A 20,742-nucleotide genomic window follows, 5' to 3' on the forward strand; every position below is an offset into this window, starting at 1 on the left:
AAGGTCGTCGGCGGCTCGTCAAGCTGGTGCCTGCCTACGAAGGGAGGCACCATGACGGTTATGGCAGAGCGTGCGCTGCAGTCGCCCCAGATGTCGGTGGAAGAGTTTGAGAGGATCGCCGCGTTCGCGGCCAAGGAGACCGACGACGCCGTCAGGTTGGAGTTCATCAACGGACGGATCGGGGTCAAGAAGGTGGCCGATGGCGACCACAACAGCGTTGTCGTGTGGTTGAACAAGCGCTGTATGCGTGCGAGGCCCGATCTGGATGTGTACCAGGGACAGGGTCTGAGGGTGGAGAAGTATCGCGAGGGTCGGGCTATCCCTGACGCGGTCGTAGTGCCCGAGGACTATTTCGCCGGACATGGTGAGTGGGCCGACCCGAGCGGCGTGCTGCTGGTACTCGAGGTCACGTCGTTCGACTCCGACACCGACAAGCGCGATCGCAAGGAGAAACCAATTGCATACGGCGCCGCAGGTATCCGGTTCTACCTGCTGATCGACCGAGACGCATGCACAGCCAACCTCTACAGCGATCCGGTGCCTGAGGTCGGGTACGGCAACTGTCGCACAGTACCTTTCGGAGACACGCTCGCCCTGCCCGAGCCCCTCGGCGTCGAACTCGACACCGAGAAGCTCAAGCAGTACGTCGACTGATCCGCCCCGTCAAGTCGTCATGTCCCGCCGCCGCACCCCCGCCAGCCCCCCGGCCACCAGGACTGCAGCGAGACCGGTGAGGACGAGGACCGGTCCCCACTCCATCCCCCCACCCGGCAGCTTCGGCAGATGGCCGAACGGGGACAGGTCGAGGACCGCCTGCGGGACGTCCAGCGCGGGGCCGACCCAGCCGAGCAGCAGGACCGCGCCCGCCACTCCCCAAGCCGCCATCGCCGCTCGCGGGAGCAGGCCGTACAGGAGGACCGCCAGGCCGCCGACGACCCAGACCGCGGGGAGTTGGACCAGGCAGGCGCCCAGGATCGGGCCGAGCTGTTTGCCGTAGCCGACGGCGAAGCCGAGGCCGGCCAGGAGCATGATCAGGGCCGAGCCGGCGAAGGCGATCACGAGGTGGCCGGCGGCCCAGCGCAGGCGGCCCACCGCGTTCGCCAGGATCGGTTCCGCCCGCATCGACGTCTCCTCGCCGTGCAGCCGCAGGACGGACCCCACCACGTGCAGGGCGGCGATCAGACCGAGCATGCCGACCATCGAGGCGAGGAAGGCGTCGGTGACGCCGGACTGCCCTCCCATCCGCCGGAAGATCTCGCGGGCGTTGTCGTTGTCGCCGACCAGGTCGGCCACCCCGTCGGTGAGCCCGCCGTAGACGACCCCGGCGAGGAAGAAGCCGATGCTCCAGCCGAGCACGCTGCCGCGCTGGAGCCGCCAGGCGAGCGCACCCGCCGTGCCGAGGCGGCCGTCGGCAGGCCCGGGACGGGCGGGCAGGAAGCTCATGCCGACGTCCCGGCGCCCGGCGAGTTCGTACGCCACCACGCCCTGGACGACAGCCGCCCCCGCGAACAGCAGCAGGACCCACCAGCGCTCGTCCGCGAACGGCCGCAGGTTCTCCAGCCAGCCCAGCGGTGACACCCACGTCAGCGCCGACGAACCGTCGTCCGACGCCGAGTCGCCCGCCGCGCGCAGCACGAACGCGGCGCCCACCAGCCCCGCCGTCAGCCCCCGCGCCAGCCGGGCGCTCTCCGTGAACTGGGCGACGATCGCCGCGAGCGTGGCGAAGACCATGCCGACCCCGGCGAGACCGAGCCCGAACGCCAGCGCGCCGGACGCGCCCTGGCCCGCCAGGCCGGCGGCCACCAGCACTGCCAGTACGGCGTTCGCGACCCCCGCCGTCAGCAGCGCCGCCGTCAGGGAGGCCCGCCGGCCCACCATCCCGGACGCCACCAGCTCCTGGCGGCCGCTCTCCTCCTCGTCCCGGGTGTGCCGTACGACGAGGAGCATGCTCAGTACGGCGGCGAGGGCGCCCGCGTACACGCCGACCCGCCAGGCCGTCAGGGCGCCGATCGAGTCGCCGAAGACCGGGCCGATCAGGGCGCGGAAGGAGGCGTTGGCCGCGGTGTCCTGCACCAGGTCGGCCCGGTCGGCCGGGGTGGCGTACAGGTTCTCCAGGGTGTTCGGCATGGAGAGGATCATCAGCGCGTTCACCGCCACCCAGACCGGGATCATCACCCGGTCGCGGCGCAGGGCGAAGCGCAACAGTGTGCCCGTACCGGCGAGTTGGCGGGTGCCGCCGCCGGTCCGTACGGCGAGGTCCCCGGTCGTCGTGGTCGCCGTGGTCATCGGGCCACCTCGCTCACATCGGCCTGGTAGTGCCGCAGGAACAGCTCCTCCAGCGTCGGCGGCGTCGAGGTCAGTGACCGTACACCGGACTCGCTGAGCGACCTGAGGACGGCGTCGAGCTTGTCGGTGTCGACCTGGAGGCGCACGCGGTGGCCCTGACTCCTCTCCATTGACTGAATGGCGAGGTCGTGGACGCCCGGCAGATGCCCCAACCCGTTGGGCGGACCGGCCAGTTCGGCCGTGACGCTGGTCCGCGTCAGATGGCGCAGCTCGGCGAGGGAGCCGCTCTCGACCGTACGGCCCTTGCGGATGATGCTGACCCGGTCGCAGAGTTCCTCGACCTCGCTGAGGATGTGCGAGGAGAGCAGGATCGTACGGCCGCGCTCGCGCTCCTCCTCGACGCAGCGCTGGAAGACCTCCTCCATCAGCGGGTCCAGGCCGGACGTCGGTTCGTCGAGGATGAGCAGGTCGACGTCGGAGGCGAACGCGGCGACGAGGGCGACCTTCTGGCGGTTGCCCTTGGAGTACGTGCGGCCCTTCTTCGTCGGGTCCAGCTCGAACCGCTCGATCAACTGGGCCCGGCGCTGCTTGTCGAGGCCTCCGCGCAGCCGGCCGTACAGGTCGATGACCTCACCGCCGGAGAGGTTGCGCCACAGCGTCACATCACCCGGCACGTATGCGATCCGGCGGTGCACCTCCACGGCGTCCGCCCACGGGTCGCGGCCGAGTACCTGTGCACCGCCCGAGTCGGCGCGCAGCAGGCCGAGCAGGACGCGGATGGTGGTGGACTTGCCGGCGCCGTTGGGGCCGAGGAAGCCGTGGACCTCGCCGGTCTCGACGTCCAGGTCGAGGCCGTCGAGCGCATGCGTCTTGCCGAACGACTTGTGCAGTCCGGAGACGGTGATTGCCTTCGTCATGCTTCAGAACGTACGCTTCTTTCAGAAATTTGTGAAGTTAAGGAAGCATAGAAACCCTCGATAGGATGGGGTGCATGACGGAATCAGTCGGCGCAGGGGCAGGCCGGGACGCGGAGTCCGTGTCGAAGTTCGTGGAGTCCTTCGCGGCGCAGCTCGTCGAGGCCGGGATGCAGCGTATGGCCGCCCGCGTCTTCGCCGCGCTGCTCTCCTCCGACAAAGGCGTGCTGACCTCCGCCGAACTGAGCGAACAGCTCCGCATCAGCCCCGCCGCGGTCTCCGGGGCGGTGCGCTACCTGTCCCAGACGCACATGGTGACGCGCGAGCGGGAGCCCGGCTCGCGCCGGGAGCGCTACCGGGTGCACGGCGACCAGTGGTACGAGGCCCTGACCAACCGCGAGGCCGTGCTCAAGCGCTGGGAGGTGGCCCTGCGCGAGGGCGTCACCAGCCTCGGCGCCGACACCCCGGCCGGCCGTCGGCTGGCCGAGACGCTGGCCTTCTTCGAGTTCGTGGAGATCGAGGTCGCGGCGATGATGGAGCGCTGGCGAGCCCACCGCGAGAAGACCTTCGGCCAGGGCTGACCCACCTGCTCGACGGCTGGGCAGCGCAAACGGGGGCAGTCCGGCTTACGGCCCATCGCCCGGCAGCATCAGCCGCAGCCCGCCCTCGCCCACGGTCCACGTCCGTCTGCGTACCGGACCGGAGACCGCCGTGTCGGCCCGGTAGCGGAAGTGGGCGCCCGAGACGGTCACCGTGCGGCCCTCGGCGCGCAGCGGTGAGGCCTCCGCGCCGACCGAAGCGGGGCGCACCTCCACCTCGGCCACCCCGGCGAGCCCCGGCGCCACCGACACCGCCTCGACCGGCTGGTCGAGGTCCACCAGCGTCGTCCCGTCGACCTCGACCCGCAGCCGCGACGGCCCGGACGCGGCCGGGGTGGTGCCGCGCGCCGGCACCAGGGTCCGTACGAGCGACTGACACGTCCGCAGCCAGGGCCGCCCCGCCATCGACCCCACCGCGGTGGCCCCGGCCGGCGCGGCGGGGTCCCGTATCGGCGGGATCCGCAGCGCGCCCAGCACCACCCCGTCGCTGTCGTCCACGAGCAGGTCCAGCCGCCGCTCCGCCCCGTCCAGCACCGCCCGGGCCGCCGCCACCGCCCCCATGGGCACCCCGAGGGATCCGGCCAGGGTCAGCGCACCGCCGACCGGCACCACCGACAGGACACATTCGGCCAGCTCCCGCTGCCGGTGCAGCACCGTCACCGCACGCATCAGCGCCCGGTCGTCGCCCACGACCACCGGCCGTCGCGACCCCCGTCGGGTCAGCGCCCTGGCGAATTCGTCGGGATCGTCGGGCAGGCAGACCTTCGTCGCCGCACCCGCGCTGAGCACGTCTTTCGCGATCCTGACGGACTCCCCGTCCGTCCTCCGAGCAACCGGATCGATCACCACCAGCAGCTGATCGGACGTCGCGAAAGTCGCCACCTCGGCCATGCCTCGCTTCCTCGGGTAGCATCTTTGTGCAAGAGCCCCTTGCGCTATTGCGCCAGGGGCTTCGTCTATTCCGGGGCATCCGGTCCGACGGTTCGCGGCCAACGACGGTCGCGTCCGGTCGAGGTGTACACGGTGGGAGACCTCCGCGTATACCCCTGACCTTGGACATGCCCCGCCCGGAAGGGGTGTACGCGCGTGCCCGCACTTGTGCTGCTCGGTGCTCAGTGGGGTGACGAAGGCAAGGGAAAGGCGACGGACCTGCTAGGCGGCTCCGTCGACTATGTGGTGCGCTACCAGGGCGGCAACAACGCCGGCCACACGGTAGTCGTGGGTGATCAGAAGTACGCCCTTCACCTGCTCCCTTCCGGAATCCTGTCCCCGGGGTGTACCCCGGTCATCGGAAACGGTGTCGTCGTCGACCCGTCGGTCCTGCTCTCCGAGCTGAGCGGTCTGAACGAGCGTGGCGTCGACACGTCCAAGCTCCTCATCAGCGGAAACGCGCACATCATCACGCCGTACAACGTGACGGTGGACAAGGTGACGGAACGCTTCCTCGGCAAGCGGAAGATCGGCACGACCGGGCGCGGCATCGGCCCGACCTACGCCGACAAGATCAACCGCGTCGGCATCCGCGTCCAGGACCTCTACGACGAGTCGATCCTCACCCAGAAGGTGGAGGCGGCCCTCGACGTCAAGAACCAGGTCCTCACCAAGCTCTACAACCGCCGCGCGATCGCCGTCGAGCAGGTCGTCGAGGAGCTGCTGGGCTACGCCGAGAAGATCAGGCCGTTCGTCGCCGACACGGTCCTGGTCCTCAACCAGGCCCTGGAGGACGACAAGGTGGTCCTCTTCGAGGGCGGCCAGGGCACCCTCCTGGACATCGACCACGGCACGTACCCCTTCGTCACCTCCTCGAACCCGACGGCCGGCGGCGCCTGCACGGGCGCGGGCGTGGGCCCGACGAAGATCAGCCGCGTGATCGGCATCCTCAAGGCGTACACGACCCGCGTCGGCGCCGGCCCGTTCCCGACCGAGCTCTTCGACGAGGACGGCGAGGCACTGCGCCGCATCGGTGGCGAGCGGGGCGTGACGACCGGCCGTGACCGCCGCTGCGGTTGGTTCGACGCGGTCATCGCCCGGTACGCGACCCGCGTGAACGGTCTGACCGACTTCTTCCTCACCAAGCTGGACGTGCTGACCGGCTGGGAGCAGATCCCGGTCTGCGTGGCGTACGAGATCGACGGCAAGCGCGTCGAGGAGCTCCCGTACTCCCAGACCGACTTCCACCACGCCAAGCCGGTCTACGAGCTGCTGCCCGGCTGGTCCGAGGACATCTCGAAGGCCAAGTCGTTCTCCGACCTCCCGAAGAACGCCCAGGCCTACGTCAAGGCGCTGGAGGAGATGTCCGGCGCCCCGATCTCCGCGATCGGTGTGGGTCCGGGCCGGGACGAGACGATCGAGATCAACTCGTTCCTGTGAGCCGAGAGGGGCGCCCCGTCGGGGCGCCCCTCTTTCTCCTGATGGACCAGTGAACGGGCGAAACGCGCAGGGCGCCCATAGCGTGAGGTCGTACGGCTCAGCGACGACCGGAACGAAGGTGTGTCATGCGCGTGCTCCTCAAGGCGAATCTGGACACGGAGAAGGGGAACCAGGCGATCCGCGCCGGCAAGCTGCCCCAGGTGATCCAGGAACTCATGGAGAAGATCAAGCCGGAGGCCGCCTACTTCACCACCGAGCAGGGGATGCGCACGATGTTCCTCTTCTTCGATCTGGAGGATCCCTCCCAGATGCCGGTGATCGCCGAACCGCTGTTCTTCGAGTTGGGCGCCAAGGTGGACTACACGCCGGTGATGAACGCCGAGGACGTCCAGAAGGGGCTCGCCCAGCTGAAGATCAGCTGATGGTCAGCTGAAGACGATCATCGACCCCTGCGCCAGACTCCGCGTCGCCGCCGCGTGCAGGCCCAGCCACACGTGCCGTTCGCGGGCGAAGGGGCTCGGGTCGTAGGGGGCGGGGACCGCCGGCTCCTCCAAGGACGTGGGGGAGAGCGGGGGTTGCGGCGGCGCCGGCGGATTGGCCGGGTCGATGCCGATGACCTGGGCCACGAACTCCAGCTCGCGCAGGAGCGCCTGGGCGGAACCCAGGGGGCCGCCGCCCGCCAGGAGTTCGTCGTTGGCGAGCGGATTCGGGAAGTCCACGGGGACGTAGGCGCCCGCGTGGTCGTAGTGCCAGACCAGGTGCGACTGCTGGGCCGTCGTCTCGAACATCTCCAGGAGCTGTTCGTAGTCGCCGCCCAGGTCGTCGACCGGGGTCACCGGGAGGCCGCAGACCTGGAGCAGATACGCGCGGCGCAGGAAGTGCAGGGCGTCGTAGTCGAAGCCGGCGACCGGGGCGACGTCGCCGGACAGTCCCGGCATGTACTGGTACACCGGCACCGGCGGCAACCCGGCCTCGGCCAGCACCTTGTTGTATTGCGCGAGTTCTTCGGCGAACGGGTTGTCGGGGGTGTGGCACAACACGTCGACGAGCGGTACCAGCCACAGGTCACAGGCCAAAAGAGGGCTCCTCGCGTAGCACGTCGGTCAGGGAAGGGTAATCGGTGCGGCGCGGGGGCGGACCCCCTCGTGCGGGCCCTCAGGCAAGTCCCCGCTCGTGCAGGTCCCATACCCAGACTCCGTCCACCCACCTCCCCGGACCGCCCACCAGCTTCTCGCTCTCACGCAGCGCACCGTCGTTCGGCTGCGGGGCCGGCTCGGCGCCGTGGATGCCGACGCGTTCGTCGCCGTGCGGCCCGCGCTTGCTCGTTGCAGGCCGGGATGACTATGGAGAGGGCCGGGGGGTTCCCGAGGTCCGGGTCCGGCACGTCGGGGGCTTTCGGCAGCTCCCGCTCGTGGGTCATCCGGCCGCCAGTCGCTCGATCAGGGCGAGCGCGTTCGCGTCGTGGTCGGCGATGATCGACTGGGCCGTGGGCAGGTCGCGGCGCATCAGGGCGTCGACCAGTTCGGTGTGCCGGGACCACAGATGGCCGCGCAGATCGTCGAGGCGGCGCAGATGCTGGACCGCGCAGACCCAGGACTGCACGCGCAGCCGGTGCAGGAAGTCGGAGAGGTACGGGTTCCCGAAGAGGGCGCCGAGTTCGCGCCAGAAGCGCAGGTCGTAGCCGATGAGGACGGTGAGGTCGCCTGCGGTGGCGGCGCGCTGCGCCTCCTCGGCGCGGCGGCGTACCCCGACGGCGGCGGCGAGGACGCGCGGGTCGTCGGGGTCGCGGTGGCCTGCCCGGTCGCCGGCCAGCACCCGGAACATGCCGTCGGTGACCAGGCCGCGGGCCTCGATGATGCCGCGGTAGTCCGCTACGGAGTACTCGTGCACGCGGAAGCCGCGGTGCTGGTCGGCCTCCAGGAGGCCCTGCGCGGAGAGGTCGACGAGTGCCTCGCGGACCGGGGTCGCGGAGACGCCGTACTGGTCGGCGATCTCCTTGACCGTGAACTCCCGGCCTGCCTGCAGCCGCCCGGACAGTACCTCGTCGCGCAGGGCGTCCGCGATCTGCTGCCGCAGGGTGCTGCGGGTCACGGAGCCGTTGCCGCCGGTGCCGGTGCCGGGCATGGTGAGGGCGTCTCCCGTCGTCGCGAGGTGGCGTGCGCATGTATGTCTACGAGCACGCCACCTTACGCGTTCGGCTTCCGGGTGAGATTCCCGTGACGGCGCCGACTTTTTCGCCCCCGCCGCCCCTACCCGTCCCGTCCCTGGGGGCTGCCGCCCCCAGACCCCCGCTTCGGCCTGAACGGCCTCGTCCGCAGACGCCGGACGGGCTGGAACGACGCCTACTCCACGTACCCGTCCGCCACAGCCAGCGCAGCGTCCAGCGCCGACAGCCCCTCCTTCAGTTCCGCCTCGGTCACGTTGCACGGCGGCACGACGTGGGTGCGGTTCATGTTCACGAACGGCCAGATGCCCCCGGCCCTCGCGGCGGAGCCGAACGCTGCCATGGGGGCGTTGGCCTCGCCCGCCGCGTTGTAGGGCACCAGGGGCTCGCGGGTCTCGCGGTTCTTGACCAGTTCGAGCGCCCAGAACATGCCGACGCCACGGACCTCGCCGACGGAAGGATGACGTTCGGCCAGCTCGCGCAGCGCCGGTCCGACCACCTCGGAGCCCAGTCGGGCGGCGTTCTCGACGACGCCCTCCTCGGCCATGACGTTGATCGTCGCGACGGCGGCCGCGCAGGCCAGCGGGTGCCCGGAGTAGGTCAGACCGCCGGGGTACGGCCGCTTCGCGAAGGTCTGTGCGATGGCCCCGGAGATGGCCACGCCGCCCAGCGGCACGTACCCGGAGTTCACGCCCTTGGCGAAGGTCATCAGGTCGGGGCTGACGTCGAACAGGTCCGCCGCGAACCACTCACCGGTCCGCCCGAACCCGGCCATGACCTCGTCCAGGATGAAGACGATCCCGTACTTGTCGCAGATCTCGCGGACGCCCGCCAGGTAGCCGGCCGGCGGAATCATGATCCCGGCCGTCCCGGGAACCGTCTCCAGGATGATCGCGGCGACGGTCGACGGGCCCTCGAAGGCGATCGTCGTCTCCAGGTGCTCCAGCGCCCGGGCGCACTCCTGCTCCTCGGTCTCGGCGTAGAAGCGGGAGCGGTAGAGGAAGGGCGCCCAGAAGCGCACGACACCGGCCGCGGCGCTGTCGGAGGCCCACCGCCGCGGGTCGCCGGTGATGTTCACGGCCTGCTGCGTACCGCCGTGGTACGACCGGTACGCCGACATCACCTTCGGCCGCCCGGTGTGCAGCCGGGCCATCCGTACGGCGTGCTCCACGGCGTCCGCGCCGCCGTTGGTGAAGAAGATCTTGTCCAGGTCGCCCGGCGTCCGCTCGGCGATCAGCCGCGCCGCCTCGGACCGGGCCTCGACGGCGAAGGCGGGCGCGAAGGTGGTCAGGTGTGCGGCCTGCTCCTGTATCGCGGCGACGACCTTCGGGTGCTGGTAGCCGATGTTCGTGTAGACGAGCCCGCTGGTGAAGTCGAGGTAGCGCTTGCCGTCGTAGTCCCAGAAGTACGACCCCTCCGCACCGGCGACGGCGAGCGGGTCGATGAGTTCCTGAGCGGACCAGGAGTGAAAGACATGCGCACGGTCCGCGGCCTTCACAGCGGCGCCGACCTCGGGATTTGGCTGAGGGGTCATGCGCCCGAGCGTACGGGTGAGCCCTTCCGGCGCGATATCGGCGTCCTGTCTGCGGTCGGTGGGTTTCCGCGACAGGTTGTCGACGCCCCGTGCAGCCCGCGCCCCCTCCTGCCCCCTCCGATACATTGACAGTAGGCTGTCTAAGTGACAGGATGTTGTCATCTTCGAGGTCTCCAGGAGGAGCCATGAGCAAGCCCGTATACCTCGCCGTCTACAACACCCTGGCCGACTGGGAGCCGGGCCACGCCACCGCCCAGCTCGCCCGCGCCGGCTACGAGATCCGTACCGTCGGCCCGACCCGGGAACCCGTCAGGACCGTCGGCGGCCTGCGCATCCAGCCCGACCTGGCCCTGGAAGACGTACGGCCCTCCGACGCGGCCCTGCTGATCCTGCCGGGCGCCGACCTCTGGGACGCGGGCGACGAGCTCGCCCCGTTCGCCCGCAAGGCGCGGGAGTTCCTCGACGCGGATGTCCCCGTCGCGGCGATCTGCGGGGCGACGGCCGGGATGGCGCGCGAGGGGCTGCTCGACGACCGGGACCACACCAGCGCGATCTCCTTCTACCTGGCCGCGACCGGCTACGGCGGCGGCGAGCGGTACGTCGAGGCCGACGCCGTCGCCGACGGCGGGCTCGTCACCGCCGGCCCGACCGAACCCGTCGCCTTCGCCCGGGAGATCCTGCGGCTGCTGAAGGTGTACGACAACGAAGCCGTCGACGCCTGGTACCGCCTGTTCCACCACTCCGACGCCGAGGCGTACGCGGTGCTCGAGAAGGCCGGGGTGCTGTGAGCCGGGAACGCCAGGACCTGCTCAGCCGCAGCGCGCTCGGTGTCTTCCGGCTCAACGGCCAGTTCCTCGCGGTGGCGGAGGAACTGGCCCGGCCGGCCGGGCTGACGGCGGCCTGGTGGCAGGTGCTGGGCGCGGTGCTCGGCGAACCCCTGCCCGTCGCCGGCGTCGCCCGCGCCATGGGCATCACCCGGCAGAGCGTGCAGCGCATCGCCGATCTGCTGGTGGAGAAGGGGCTCGCCGAGTACCGGCCGAACCCCGCCCACCGTCGGGCGAAGCTCCTCGCGCCGACCGAGGAGGGGCGCGCGTCGATCTCCAGGATCGAGCCCGGGCACGCCGCCCTCGCGGACCGGCTGGCCGACGCCTTCGGGGACGCGGAGCTCGCCGAGGCCGTACGGGTTCTGGAACGGTTGTCGAAGGTCCTCGACGGGATCGACGCTCCTGTTACCGAACCGTAGACGCCGCCCCGCTCACCTCCCGGTATGCCGCACTATCGTGGGGCCGTCGCGTAGGCGGGGGCTTGCGTGGGTGGGGTTGGGGGCGTGCGATGGAGAAGCTGGGGTCGGGTGATCCGCAGCGGATCGGGGCTTATCGGCTGCTGGCGCGGCTGGGTGCGGGCGGTATGGGGGACGTGTATCTCGCCCGCTCGGACCGCGGTCGTACCGTCGCCGTGAAACTCGTACGGCGGGAACTGGCCGCCCAGGAGGAGTTCCGGGCCCGGTTCCGGCAGGAGGTGCAGGCCGCGCGGCAGGTCGGCGGGTTCTGGACCGCCCCGGTGCTGGACGCGGACACCGAGGCCGAGGTGCCCTGGGTCGCCACCGGGTACGTCGCCGGGCCCAGCCTGCAGCGGGTCGTCGGCCGTGACCACGGGGCCCTGCCCGAGCGCTCGGTGCGGATCCTGACGGCCGGGCTGGCGCATGCCCTCAAGGACATCCATGCCGCGGGGATAGTGCACCGGGATCTGAAACCGTCCAATGTGCTCGTCACCATCGACGGGCCCCGTGTCATCGACTTCGGGATCGCGCGGGCGCTGGAGACGGTGGGCGGCGAGAGCGGGCTCACCCGCACCGGCGCGCTCGTCGGGTCGCCGGGGTTCATGGCGCCCGAACAGGTGCGCGGCGACCGGATCACGCCGGCGTGCGACGTGTTCTGCCTGGGCTCGGTGCTCTCGTACGCCGCCACCGGCAGGCTCCCCTTCGGCTCCGTCGACAGCGGCGCGCACGCCCTGATGTTCCGCATCGCCCAGGAGGAACCCGACCTGGAGGGGGTGCCCGAGGGGATCGCCGAGCTGGTGCGGGACTGCCTGCGCAAGGATCCGGGCGCCCGGCCGACGCTGGACCGGATCCTGGAGCGCACGGGGGCGGAGGACACCGTCTCCGGGGGTCGGTCCCGGGACCCGTGGCTGCCGAGTGCGCTGGTGGCGCAGCTGGGGCGGCATGCGGTGCGGCTGCTGGACACGGAGGATCCGGTGGGGCCGGGAGGAGCGGAGGGGTCCGCGCGGCCCGGAGGTCCGGAAGGGCCTGCGCGTCCTGGCCCGGCGGAGGGTGGCTCCGGGGAGCCGACCCCCGCGGCCTCGCCCGAGCACGCCCCGGCCGCCGGTGCCATCCCGCCGGACCAGCTCCCGACCGCGGCCGCGACCCGGATCGGCCCGCCGCCGGAGCCCGGTGCCCCGCCCGGCGGCGCCTTCGGAGAGGCCGCCGCACCCGGTGGCACCCCGGCCCACCCGGCCTACGGCTCTCCGCAGCAACACCCGCAGCAGCAGGCGTACGGCCACCCGGAGCCCGGCCCGCACTCGCCCTACGGCTCGGCCCCCTCGTACGGCGCCACACCTCCGTACGGTCACGGCCCGTCGTACGGGCCCACCCCGCCGTACGACGTACCCATGCCGTACATTCCCGGGGCCTCGCCCGAGGGGCCCCGCCGGAGCGGTCGTTCCACGGTGGCCCTCGTCCTCATCGCGCTGGTCGTCGCGCTCGCGGCCGGCGGTTCGGTGTACGGCCTGATGAACGCCGACGGTGGGAACGGGGCCGGCGGTGATCCGACCGTTTCCCCGACCGTCACGACCGACGCGACCGGCTCCGGGGGCGACGACCCGACCGCCGCCCCCACCCCGTCCCCGAGCCCGACCGCCTCGGCACCGGGGGACGGTGTGATCCCGGCCGGGTACCTGGGCACCTGGACGGCCTCGATCGACAACGCGGGCGGCGCGAACACCCGGCGGCTGACCATCCGGCAGGGCGAGGTGGGCGACACGGTTCTCTCCCTCGTCGCCGACGGTCCCGCCGGAACCGGCACCTACCACTGCGAGTTCGAGGCGGATCTGACCCAGGCGCCGGTCGGGAACGGCCCGTTGGCGATGGGCCCGTCCACGGTGACGGCCGGCGAGCCCGCCACCTCCTGTTCGCCGGGCGCCGCCACCCGGATCACGCTGCTGCCGGACGGCCGGCTGGAGCGGGTGAACACGAGCAGCGGGGAGAAACTGACGTACCGGAAGCAGTAGGCGGAACGGCGGCGTGATTCCGGTGAACGCCCCTTTCCTGTGAGGCAGTTGAACAAACCGCGAACTTCCCCAGGAGTCGGTCGTTTGTTCCCCTGCGCGCGCGTACGGTGACCCCACCATCCGACTCCGGGGAGTAGCGGGGGCACCCATATGGAGTGGCTGAGCGCAGAGAACGTCGTGGCCATCGGGACGGCGGCCATCGGCGTCGTCGCGTCCGGTGTCATGGTCTGGTACGAGCGCCGGGTGCCGCGCCGCAAGCGGATCGGCTACCGCGTCCAGATGGACAACGCGATCGGCGACGACGTGCGCTCGGGCCGGGAGAACCGGCGTCTGGGCCTCTTCGACGAGGCGCCGGGCATGGTCGACGCCACGCTGGTCCTGCTGCGCATCGAGAACGACGGCTCGCAGACCATCGACCGCGACGACTACACGAGCCCCGAACGGCACGGGCTGACCGCGGTGTTCACCGACCGCACCATTCGCGGTGTCTCGGTCACGCAGCCGACCGACATCGACCACATCATGGACCACTTCAGCGCCGACCGCGGCTTCGGGTACGAGGGGAACCGGCTGCGTATCCCGCGGGTGCCGCTCAACCGCGGCGACTACTTCAAGCTGCTCGTGCTGCTCTCCGGCGGTGACGTCGGGCGCGAGATACGGCTGTACGGCGGGATCCGGGAAGGCGAGGTGCACCCCAACCGCAGCGCCACCCCGGACGAGAAGGAGAACGTCTTCAGCCTTCCGGCACGGGTGTTCACCGCCCTGCTCACGGTGTCCGTGCTGGTGCTCGCGGGCATCGTCGTCTTCCGGGACGGCAACCCGATCGAGTGCGAGCGGGGTGCGCTGACGGTGACCGGCTCGACCGCGTTCGCGCCGGTGATCGAGACGCTCGCGAAGGACTACGAGGGCAAGTGCCAGGGCGCCGACATCACGGTCGAGGCGCGCGGCAGCGAGCTCGGTGTCGTCGAACTCGACGCGCTGGCGGGCCGGTCGAAGGACAGCGCGCGTTCTGTGATCGCCTTCTCGGACGGGCCGTCGGGGGAGCGGCTGGGGCTGCGGGGGAAGAAGATCGCGCTGTCGGCCTACACGCTGGTCGCAGGCGAAGGGAACGCGTTCGCGGCGGCGGGGTTGTCGGTGCGGCAGGTGCGGGAGCTGTACGCGGGGACGTACACACGCTGGGGACAGCTGATGACCGAGGCGCAGCGGGAGACGAAGTACCGCGCCCTCGCCGACCTGCCCATCGTCCTCGTCAGCCGGGGGGACAACTCCGGGACCCGGCAGATCTTCCAGGAGCGGGTCTTGGACGGGCGGTGGGAGAGCGCGCCCAGCACCTCCCTGGACTGCCGGGAGAACGCCTCGGTCGTCGTGCGCTGTGAACTCGCCTCCACCGGCGACGTGCTGAAGAAGGTCGCGGCAGCGCGCGGCGCCATCGGCTACAGCGAGCTCGCCCTCGCCAGGGCCGCCGAGAAGGACGGCGTGACCAGGGTGCCGCTGGACGGCAAGCAGGCCGACATCGACGAGATCGAGACCAACGGCAGCACCTATCCGTATCGCGACGTCGAGTACGCCTACACCTACGGCACCCCGCGCAACGGGACCCTCGCCGCCAGCTTCCTCGCCTACCTCGACGAGGAGACGAGCCGGCAGGCGATCCGGGACAAGGGGCATGTGCCGTGCCGGCAGGCGATGAGCCTGTGCGAGTGACCTCGGGCGGTCGGGCGGTGTGCCCGCGGCGGCCCGATGCCGCTCGGTGGGGGGTGCGTCAGCGGATCTCCGGGGGGCGTTGGCGGGGCATGTTAGGGCGGGTGCCGTTCGTCGGGGCGGCGGGGAAGCGGCCCAAGGCCGTGCCCGTGTCCTGGCGGGTGCCCCCGGCCAGCGCGGCATGGATGCCCAGGGGCGCGGACCCCGTCCGGAACTCCACCATCCAGTCGGTCGTCTCCGCACGGACCAGCTCCGTCACGTCCTCGCAGAACCGCCGCAGCACCCCCAGGCACCGCTCGGCAGCCTCACTCGCCGTCCCCTCGGCCGGTCCCAGAACCTCCCGCACACTTTCCGTCGCCCAGTCGAACTGCAGCGCCTGAAGCCGCCGCTGCACCGCCTGGGCCGTGGCGACGTCCCTTATCCACCCGGACGTCAACCCGAAGAACCGGTCGGCCGCGACACACGCCACCGCCAGCAGCAGCGCCAGATACCCCCAGGGAGCCGTCCCGCTCACCGCCCCCGTCACATCCAGCAACGGCAACGCGGCGCCCACCACCGCCCCGGACGCCGCCCCACCCCGCAACGCGCGTGCCCCCCGCCGCTTCCACACCCGGTCCGCGAGATACCACGCGGCGGTGTTCAGCGCCCCCCGCTCCACCCACCGGTACAGCTCGTCCAACCGCACCGCCGGCTCTCCCCAGTCCCCGAGCGGAAAGGCCCGACCCGTCAGATCGCCCGGCCGCAGTCCGGCCGCCCCTTCGCCGCCCCGCCCGTCCTGTGGCGACCTGTCGGGCTGCATCTCCGGCTGAACCACCCGGCACTCCCTACTGATCACGGTGTGTGACCTCACGTGCGTCCCGGGTACGACCACCGCGGCGCACGGAACGTCACGCAACACCTGAGGCTGACGCGCCGGACCCTTCCTACCGCCCAATGGGTGGCGAAGAGATGCCTTTCGCCTCTTTTCCGCCCGGAAGGGGGTCTTGATCAGGTATAGGACTCCAGTTCCTCTCACTCGAAAGAGTGCCGGGGCGACGGCTGCCCGGACCACGTAGGCTCGTGCTGAACGGGAAAGCCGTACAGAGACAAGGAGCTGATCGTGATCCCCGGTGGTGGCCAGCCCAACATGCAGCAGCTGCTCCAGCAGGCCCAGAAGATGCAGCAGGACCTGGCAAGGGCGCAGGAGGAACTGGCTCAGACGGAGGTCGAGGGCCAGGCCGGCGGCGGCCTGGTGAAGGCCACCGTGACGGGTTCCGGCGAGCTTCGGGGGCTCAAGATCGACCCGAAGGCGGTGGACCCGGAGGACACCGAGACCCTCGCCGACCTGGTCATCGCGGCTGTACAGGCGGCCAACGAGAACGCGCAGGCGCTCCAGCAGCAGAAGCTCGGCCCGCTGGCCCAGGGCCTTGGCGGCGGCAGCGGCATCCCCGGCCTGCCCTTCTGACGCCGCGGGCGTTGTCCGGCTTGCCTTCTAAGACGGGCCGACGCCAACTACCGTACGTACCGTAAGGAACCGCAGGACCCAGGAAGGACGGCAGTCCGTTGTACGAAGGCGTGGTCCAGGACCTCATCGACGAGCTGGGGCGGTTGCCCGGCGTCGGTCCCAAGAGCGCGCAGCGGATCGCCTTCCACATCCTGCAGGCGGAACCGACGGACGTACGGCGCCTCGCGCAGGCCCTGATGGAGGTCAAGGCGAAGGTCCGCTTCTGCGCGACGTGCGGGAATGTCGCGCAGGAAGAGCTGTGCAACATCTGCCGGGACGCGCGCCGCGACCCGGCGGTGATCTGCGTGGTCGAGGAGCCGAAGGACGTCGTGGCGATCGAGCGGACCCGTGAGTTCCGCGGCCGCTACCACGTCCTCGGCGGCGCGATCAGTCCGATCGAGGGCGTCGGTCCGGACGACCTGCGTATACGCGAACTTCTCGCGAGGTTGGCCGACGGGACGGTCACGGAGCTGATCCTGGCCACGGACCCGAATCTGGAAGGCGAGGCCACGGCCACGTACCTCGCCCGCATGATCAAGCCCATGGGCCTGAAGGTCACCCGCCTGGCCAGCGGCCTCCCGGTGGGTGGCGACCTGGAATACGCGGACGAGGTCACCCTCGGCCGCGCCTTCGAGGGGAGACGACTCCTAGATGTCTGACGCCACGCTGCATGCGACCGAGCAGAACCCGGACGACTTCGCGGTCCAGATCTCGGACCAGATCGAGAGCTTCCTGGTCGCCGTCACGGAGGTCGCGAAGGGCGACGAGCCCGGCTCGACCGTGCCCTTCCTCCTCCTGGAGGTCTCCCAACTCCTCCTGGCCGGCGGCCGTCTGGGCGCCCACGAGGACATCCTTCCCGAGGAGCGCTACGAGCCCGACCTGGGCCCGGAGGCGGACGTGGACGAGCTCCGCGAGAACCTCGCCCGTCTGCTGGATCCGGTCGACGTCTACTCCGAGGTCTTCGACCCCTACGAGCCCCGCAAGGCGCCGGTCCCGGCCCGGATCTCCGACGACCTGACCGACGTCATCACCGACCTGCGCCACGGCATGGCCCACTACCGCGCGGGCCGCACCACCGAGGCCCTGTGGTGGTGGCAGTTCTCCTACTTCTCCAACTGGGGCTCGACGGCGTCGGCGACCCTGCGCGCCCTGCACTCGGTCCTCGCGCACGTCCGCCTGGACCAGCCGCTGGCGGAGCTGGACGGCCTGGACACCGACCAGGGCATGGGCGACGAGACCCTGGAGTTCGAGGCCGGCAAGGTGATGGAGCAGGAGATCGTGGAGCCGCTTGGGCTGCGCCCGACGAAGTAGGTGCTCTGCCGGGTGTGACGCGGGTTCCACGCGCCGGCCGGGGTGCAGCCCGCTCCACCTCGCCTTCGGGAGTGCACTCCCTCGTGGCTGATCCCGTGACACGGGATCGTTGATCTCGCCAGGTCAACGGCCGTCGAACCGGCCCCGCCCCGAAGGAAAACCGTCATGAAGGCCCTGCTCTCCTCCCGCCCCGTCCTGTGGTTCCTCTTCCTCTTCAATGCCGTCGTCGCCGCGGCCGCCCCCTTTGCCGTCGACGGCACGCAGGGCGTCATGACCGCCGTCGGCATGGGCGTCGTATCGCTCGGCGCCGGGGCCGAGTTGGCGCGCGGGCGCGGCCGCAGGAAGGCTGCCACTGTGTGATTGCGCGGGCGCGCAGCGTGAATTGGAGACGTGTTGTCCCCGGCCTGTACGTCTGCTGCACGGGCCCTAACCGGCGCCAGGTGAATGTGGAGTCACTTCCACCAGATCCTGGAGATGCGATGACTCGTCGTTCCCTCAGCAAGCGCGTAGCCGTTGTCACTGCCACCGCCGTTGTCGCCGTCGGTACCGTCGCCGCCGGTGCCGCGGTCGCCGGGCCCGGATGGGGTGACGGGAAGCCCGGCAAGAAGCAGATAGCCGGCCTGTTCGACCAGTGGAACAGGACGCTGCAGACCGGAGATCCGGAGAAGGTCGCGGACCTGTACGCGAGCGACGCGGTCCTGCTGCCCACGGTGTCCAACGAGGTCCGCGCCGACCACGCCGCCATAGTCGACTACTTCGAGCATTTCCTCGCCAACAAGCCCGTCGGCAAGAAGATCGAGACGCACATCAACGTCCTCGACAACAACTCCGCGATCGACGCCGGCACCTACCAGTTCACGCTCACCGACCCCGAGACCGGCGAGAAGAGCGTCGTCGAGGCCCGCTACACGTACGCGTACGAGAAGCGCGGCGGTGAGTGGCTCATCGTCAACCACCACTCCTCGAAGATGCCCGAAGGCTGATCCGCACCGACAGCCCGCCCCCGGGCGCGTCGCGAAGGGCCACCGTCCCGCCGTCGTCGGTCACCAGTTGCTTGACGACGGCGAGGCCGAGCCCCGAGCCCGTTCGCCCGGTCAGGCCCTTGCCGCGCCAGAAGCGGTCGAAGGCACGGGACTTGTCGGTGTCCGACATGCCCGGGCCCTCGTCGTCCACCGACAGCACCACCTCGTCGCCCCGCTGCTCCGCCCGGACGGTGATCGTGCCGCCGTCCGGTGACACCTCCAGGGCGTTCGAGAGCACGTTGTCCAGCACCTGTTCCATATGGCCGGGGCTGGTCAGCACGAGCAGCCGGCCGTCGGCACTCCCCCCGAGCGCGATGGTGACTCCGCGCTCGTCGGCGGCCGGCCTCCATACCGCCAGCCTCTCCTGCACGATGTCCCCCAGGACCAACGGCTCCGCCGCGGTGACCTTCGCCTCCGCCCGCGCCAGGACGAGCAGGCCGTTCACCAGGCGGCTCATCCGGACGACCTCCGCGGTCGCCTGCTCCACGTCCTCCTTGACGAACTCGTCGTCCACACCGTCCGCGATGTTGTCCAGCGACAGCCGCAACGCCGTGAGAGGGGTCCTGAGTTGATGCGAGGCGTCCGCGACGAAGATGCGCTGCGAGGCGATCAGGGTGTCCAGGCGCTCCGCCCCCTGATTGAGGGTGCGGGCGAGTGTCTGGGTCTCCTGCGGGCCGGTGACGGGGGAGCGGGCCGTGAGATCGCCGTCGCTGAACTTGCTCGCCATGTCGTTGAGTTGGCGCAGGGGACGGGTGAGGCGGCGGGCCACCACGACGCCGATCACGGCGGCCACACCCAGGACGAGCACGGCGAGGACCGCGCGAAAGCCCCAGATCTGCCACAGGCGGCCGGTCATCTCGCCGGTCGAGTACCGGATGCGTACGGCGCCGACGACCGGGCCCTTGTCGCTGTCGCCGGCCGTGGCCCCCTCGTGTGCGGGGACGGTGACGACCAGGGTGTCACCCCAGATGAAGTCGGAGCCCCAGTCGACCGAGGACTCGCCCGATCGCAGCGCCCTGGCCAGCGCCTCGTCCGCGGTGGGCCGCGGCAGGTCGGCGGCGCAGCCCGCGGTGGCGGTCACCTGGATCTCGTCCTCGTAGGCGTTGGCCACCTCCTCCAGGGCCTCGCACGCCGCGCTCTCGTCGTTGCCCAGCAGCAGGGCCATGGCGTCGGCCTCGCGCAGGACGGACGCCTTGGTGTCGTCGCGGAGCTGGTCGGTGAGCGTGAACGCCACCGGCACGGTGAACAGGGCGATGGCGACCGCGACGAGCAGGACGTAACTGCGGACGAGCTGACGGATCATGACGTGCCGTCGCCCCCGCTGCGCCCGCCCCCGTCGCCCTTGACGATCTCCAGCCGGAACCCGACCCCCCGCACCGCCTCGATCGTGATCGCCCCCGTCAGCTTCCGCCGCAGCGCCGCCACATGCACGTCCAGCGTCTTCGTCGGGCCGAACCAGTTCGCGTCCCAGACCGCCTCCATGATCTGCTCGCGCGACATCAGCGCCCCGGGCTCCTCGGTGAGGAAGGCCAGCAGGTCGTACTCCTTGGGCGCGAGGGCCACCTCCGCTCCGTCCAGGCGGACCCGGGCGGCCTTGCGGTCGACGGTCAGGCGGGAGCCGTAGTGGTCCGGGCCGGTCTCGGCGGACGTACGGGGCTGCGCGCGCCGCATCACCGCCCTTATCCGGGCGATGACCTCGCGGACCCCGAACGGCTTGGACACGTAGTCGTCCGCGCCGAGTTCCAGCCCGACCACCCGGTCCGTCTCGTCGCTGCGCGCGCTGATCACGATGATCGGGACGTCGCCGCGCCCGCGCAGCGCCTTGCAGACGTCGAGTCCGTCGGTGTCGGGCAGGCCGAGATCGAGGAGGACGACGTCGTAGGGGTCGTCATGACTCAGCGCCGCGCTGCCCGTGGTGACCCAGGCCACCTCGAAGCCGTACCGCAGGAGTCCTCGCCGGAGCGACTCGGCGACCGGTTCGTCGTCTTCCACCAGAAGTACGCGCACAGGGCGAACCATAGTGGTTGAACTTTAAAGACGTCCGGCCGCCGAGGCCGTGAACAGGCGATGTGG

Annotated in this window: 22 protein-coding genes; 13 read left to right on the forward strand and 9 right to left on the reverse strand. The window is 70.8% G+C overall.

The window, feature by feature from the left end; translation table 11 throughout:
• Positions 1-51: 51 nt before the first annotated feature.
• Complete coding sequence (locus ACZ7M7_RS35295; protein WP_472124118.1) at positions 52-654, forward strand: Uma2 family endonuclease; 603 nt, start codon at positions 52-54, stop codon at positions 652-654.
• 9 nt (positions 655-663) lie between these two features.
• Here ACZ7M7_RS35295 and ACZ7M7_RS35300 read toward each other — a convergent pair whose 3' ends face one another.
• Positions 664-2,286 carry an ABC transporter permease gene (locus tag ACZ7M7_RS35300; protein ID WP_472124121.1) on the reverse strand — a complete coding sequence of 541 codons (1,623 nt, stop codon included), beginning with the start codon at positions 2,284-2,286 and terminating at the stop codon, positions 664-666.
• Complete coding sequence (locus ACZ7M7_RS35305) at positions 2,283-3,203, reverse strand: ABC transporter ATP-binding protein (protein ID WP_472124124.1); 921 nt, start codon at positions 3,201-3,203, stop codon at positions 2,283-2,285. Before ACZ7M7_RS35305 ends, ACZ7M7_RS35300 begins: the two co-directional genes overlap by 4 nt.
• Positions 3,204-3,277: 74 nt before the next feature.
• On the opposite strand from ACZ7M7_RS35305, the gene ACZ7M7_RS35310 reads away from it, so the two are divergent.
• Complete coding sequence (locus tag ACZ7M7_RS35310; protein ID WP_383615077.1) at positions 3,278-3,781, forward strand: GbsR/MarR family transcriptional regulator; 504 nt, start codon at positions 3,278-3,280, stop codon at positions 3,779-3,781.
• Positions 3,782-3,826: 45 nt separating this feature from the next.
• Here ACZ7M7_RS35310 and ACZ7M7_RS35315 read toward each other — a convergent pair whose 3' ends face one another.
• Entirely contained in the window at positions 3,827-4,690 is an 864-nt protein-coding gene (locus ACZ7M7_RS35315) for a diacylglycerol kinase family protein (protein ID WP_383615080.1), read from the reverse strand.
• 195 nt (positions 4,691-4,885) lie between these two features.
• Between ACZ7M7_RS35315 and ACZ7M7_RS35320 the strand changes: the two genes are divergently transcribed.
• Entirely contained in the window at positions 4,886-6,169 is a 1,284-nt protein-coding gene (locus ACZ7M7_RS35320; protein WP_472124128.1) for an adenylosuccinate synthase, read from the forward strand.
• A gap of 125 nt (positions 6,170-6,294) precedes the next feature.
• Positions 6,295-6,591 carry a hypothetical protein gene (locus tag ACZ7M7_RS35325; protein WP_472124131.1) on the forward strand — a complete coding sequence of 99 codons (297 nt, stop codon included), beginning with the start codon at positions 6,295-6,297 and terminating at the stop codon, positions 6,589-6,591.
• A 3-nt stretch (positions 6,592-6,594) separates the two neighbouring features.
• On the opposite strand, the gene ACZ7M7_RS35330 is transcribed toward ACZ7M7_RS35325, so the two are convergent.
• The 3 genes from ACZ7M7_RS35330 to ACZ7M7_RS35340 form a co-directional block, all read right to left on the reverse strand.
• Positions 6,595-7,245, reverse strand: a complete 651-nt coding sequence (locus ACZ7M7_RS35330) for a phospholipase D-like domain-containing protein (RefSeq protein ID WP_328425325.1) — start codon at positions 7,243-7,245, stop codon at positions 6,595-6,597.
• A 340-nt stretch (positions 7,246-7,585) separates the two neighbouring features.
• Complete coding sequence (locus ACZ7M7_RS35335) at positions 7,586-8,293, reverse strand: GntR family transcriptional regulator (protein WP_383615095.1); 708 nt, start codon at positions 8,291-8,293, stop codon at positions 7,586-7,588.
• A 218-nt stretch (positions 8,294-8,511) separates the two neighbouring features.
• Positions 8,512-9,867 (reverse strand): aminotransferase class III-fold pyridoxal phosphate-dependent enzyme, encoded by a 1,356-nt coding sequence (locus tag ACZ7M7_RS35340; RefSeq protein WP_472124135.1) that lies wholly within the window; start codon positions 9,865-9,867, stop codon positions 8,512-8,514.
• A 185-nt stretch (positions 9,868-10,052) separates the two neighbouring features.
• On the opposite strand from ACZ7M7_RS35340, the gene ACZ7M7_RS35345 reads away from it, so the two are divergent.
• From ACZ7M7_RS35345 to ACZ7M7_RS35360, 4 genes are all read left to right on the forward strand, one after another.
• Positions 10,053-10,655, forward strand: coding sequence for a type 1 glutamine amidotransferase family protein (locus ACZ7M7_RS35345; RefSeq protein ID WP_472124138.1), 603 nt, complete (start codon positions 10,053-10,055; stop codon positions 10,653-10,655).
• Positions 10,652-11,110, forward strand: coding sequence for a MarR family winged helix-turn-helix transcriptional regulator (locus tag ACZ7M7_RS35350; RefSeq protein ID WP_383615104.1), 459 nt, complete (start codon positions 10,652-10,654; stop codon positions 11,108-11,110). Before ACZ7M7_RS35345 ends, ACZ7M7_RS35350 begins: the two co-directional genes overlap by 4 nt.
• Before the next feature lie 89 nt (positions 11,111-11,199).
• Complete coding sequence (locus ACZ7M7_RS35355; RefSeq protein ID WP_472124142.1) at positions 11,200-13,152, forward strand: serine/threonine-protein kinase; 1,953 nt, start codon at positions 11,200-11,202, stop codon at positions 13,150-13,152.
• A gap of 150 nt (positions 13,153-13,302) precedes the next feature.
• Positions 13,303-14,856 carry a PstS family phosphate ABC transporter substrate-binding protein gene (locus ACZ7M7_RS35360; protein WP_383615110.1) on the forward strand — a complete coding sequence of 518 codons (1,554 nt, stop codon included), beginning with the start codon at positions 13,303-13,305 and terminating at the stop codon, positions 14,854-14,856.
• Positions 14,857-14,914: 58 nt separating this feature from the next.
• Here ACZ7M7_RS35360 and ACZ7M7_RS35365 read toward each other — a convergent pair whose 3' ends face one another.
• A complete protein-coding gene (locus ACZ7M7_RS35365) occupies positions 14,915-15,667 on the reverse strand; it encodes an SLATT domain-containing protein (RefSeq protein WP_383615113.1) in 753 nt (250 codons plus the stop codon).
• A gap of 285 nt (positions 15,668-15,952) precedes the next feature.
• On the opposite strand from ACZ7M7_RS35365, the gene ACZ7M7_RS35370 reads away from it, so the two are divergent.
• The 5 genes from ACZ7M7_RS35370 to ACZ7M7_RS35390 all read left to right on the forward strand — a co-directional run bounded on the left by ACZ7M7_RS35370 (position 15,953) and on the right by ACZ7M7_RS35390 (position 18,630).
• Complete coding sequence (locus ACZ7M7_RS35370; protein WP_383615116.1) at positions 15,953-16,297, forward strand: YbaB/EbfC family nucleoid-associated protein; 345 nt, start codon at positions 15,953-15,955, stop codon at positions 16,295-16,297.
• A 98-nt stretch (positions 16,298-16,395) separates the two neighbouring features.
• Positions 16,396-16,995: a recombination mediator RecR gene (gene recR, locus ACZ7M7_RS35375; protein ID WP_272114463.1), complete on the forward strand. Its 600-nt coding sequence runs from the start codon at positions 16,396-16,398 to the stop codon at positions 16,993-16,995.
• Positions 16,988-17,647, forward strand: a complete 660-nt coding sequence (locus tag ACZ7M7_RS35380; protein ID WP_383615118.1) for a DUF5063 domain-containing protein — start codon at positions 16,988-16,990, stop codon at positions 17,645-17,647. Before recR ends, ACZ7M7_RS35380 begins: the two co-directional genes overlap by 8 nt.
• Before the next feature lie 165 nt (positions 17,648-17,812).
• Positions 17,813-18,007, forward strand: a complete 195-nt coding sequence (locus ACZ7M7_RS35385) for a hypothetical protein (RefSeq protein WP_383629644.1) — start codon at positions 17,813-17,815, stop codon at positions 18,005-18,007.
• Positions 18,008-18,126: 119 nt separating this feature from the next.
• Positions 18,127-18,630, forward strand: coding sequence for an SgcJ/EcaC family oxidoreductase (locus tag ACZ7M7_RS35390; RefSeq protein ID WP_383615124.1), 504 nt, complete (start codon positions 18,127-18,129; stop codon positions 18,628-18,630).
• On the opposite strand, the gene ACZ7M7_RS35395 is transcribed toward ACZ7M7_RS35390, so the two are convergent.
• A complete protein-coding gene (locus ACZ7M7_RS35395) occupies positions 18,596-19,972 on the reverse strand; it encodes a HAMP domain-containing sensor histidine kinase (protein ID WP_472124149.1) in 1,377 nt (458 codons plus the stop codon). The genes ACZ7M7_RS35390 and ACZ7M7_RS35395 overlap by 35 nt on opposite strands.
• Entirely contained in the window at positions 19,969-20,676 is a 708-nt protein-coding gene (locus ACZ7M7_RS35400; protein ID WP_472124152.1) for a response regulator transcription factor, read from the reverse strand. The genes ACZ7M7_RS35395 and ACZ7M7_RS35400 overlap by 4 nt, the downstream gene beginning before the upstream one ends.
• Positions 20,677-20,742: the final 66 nt, after the last annotated feature.

The organism is Streptomyces sp. NPDC111606 (genome assembly GCF_055656945.1).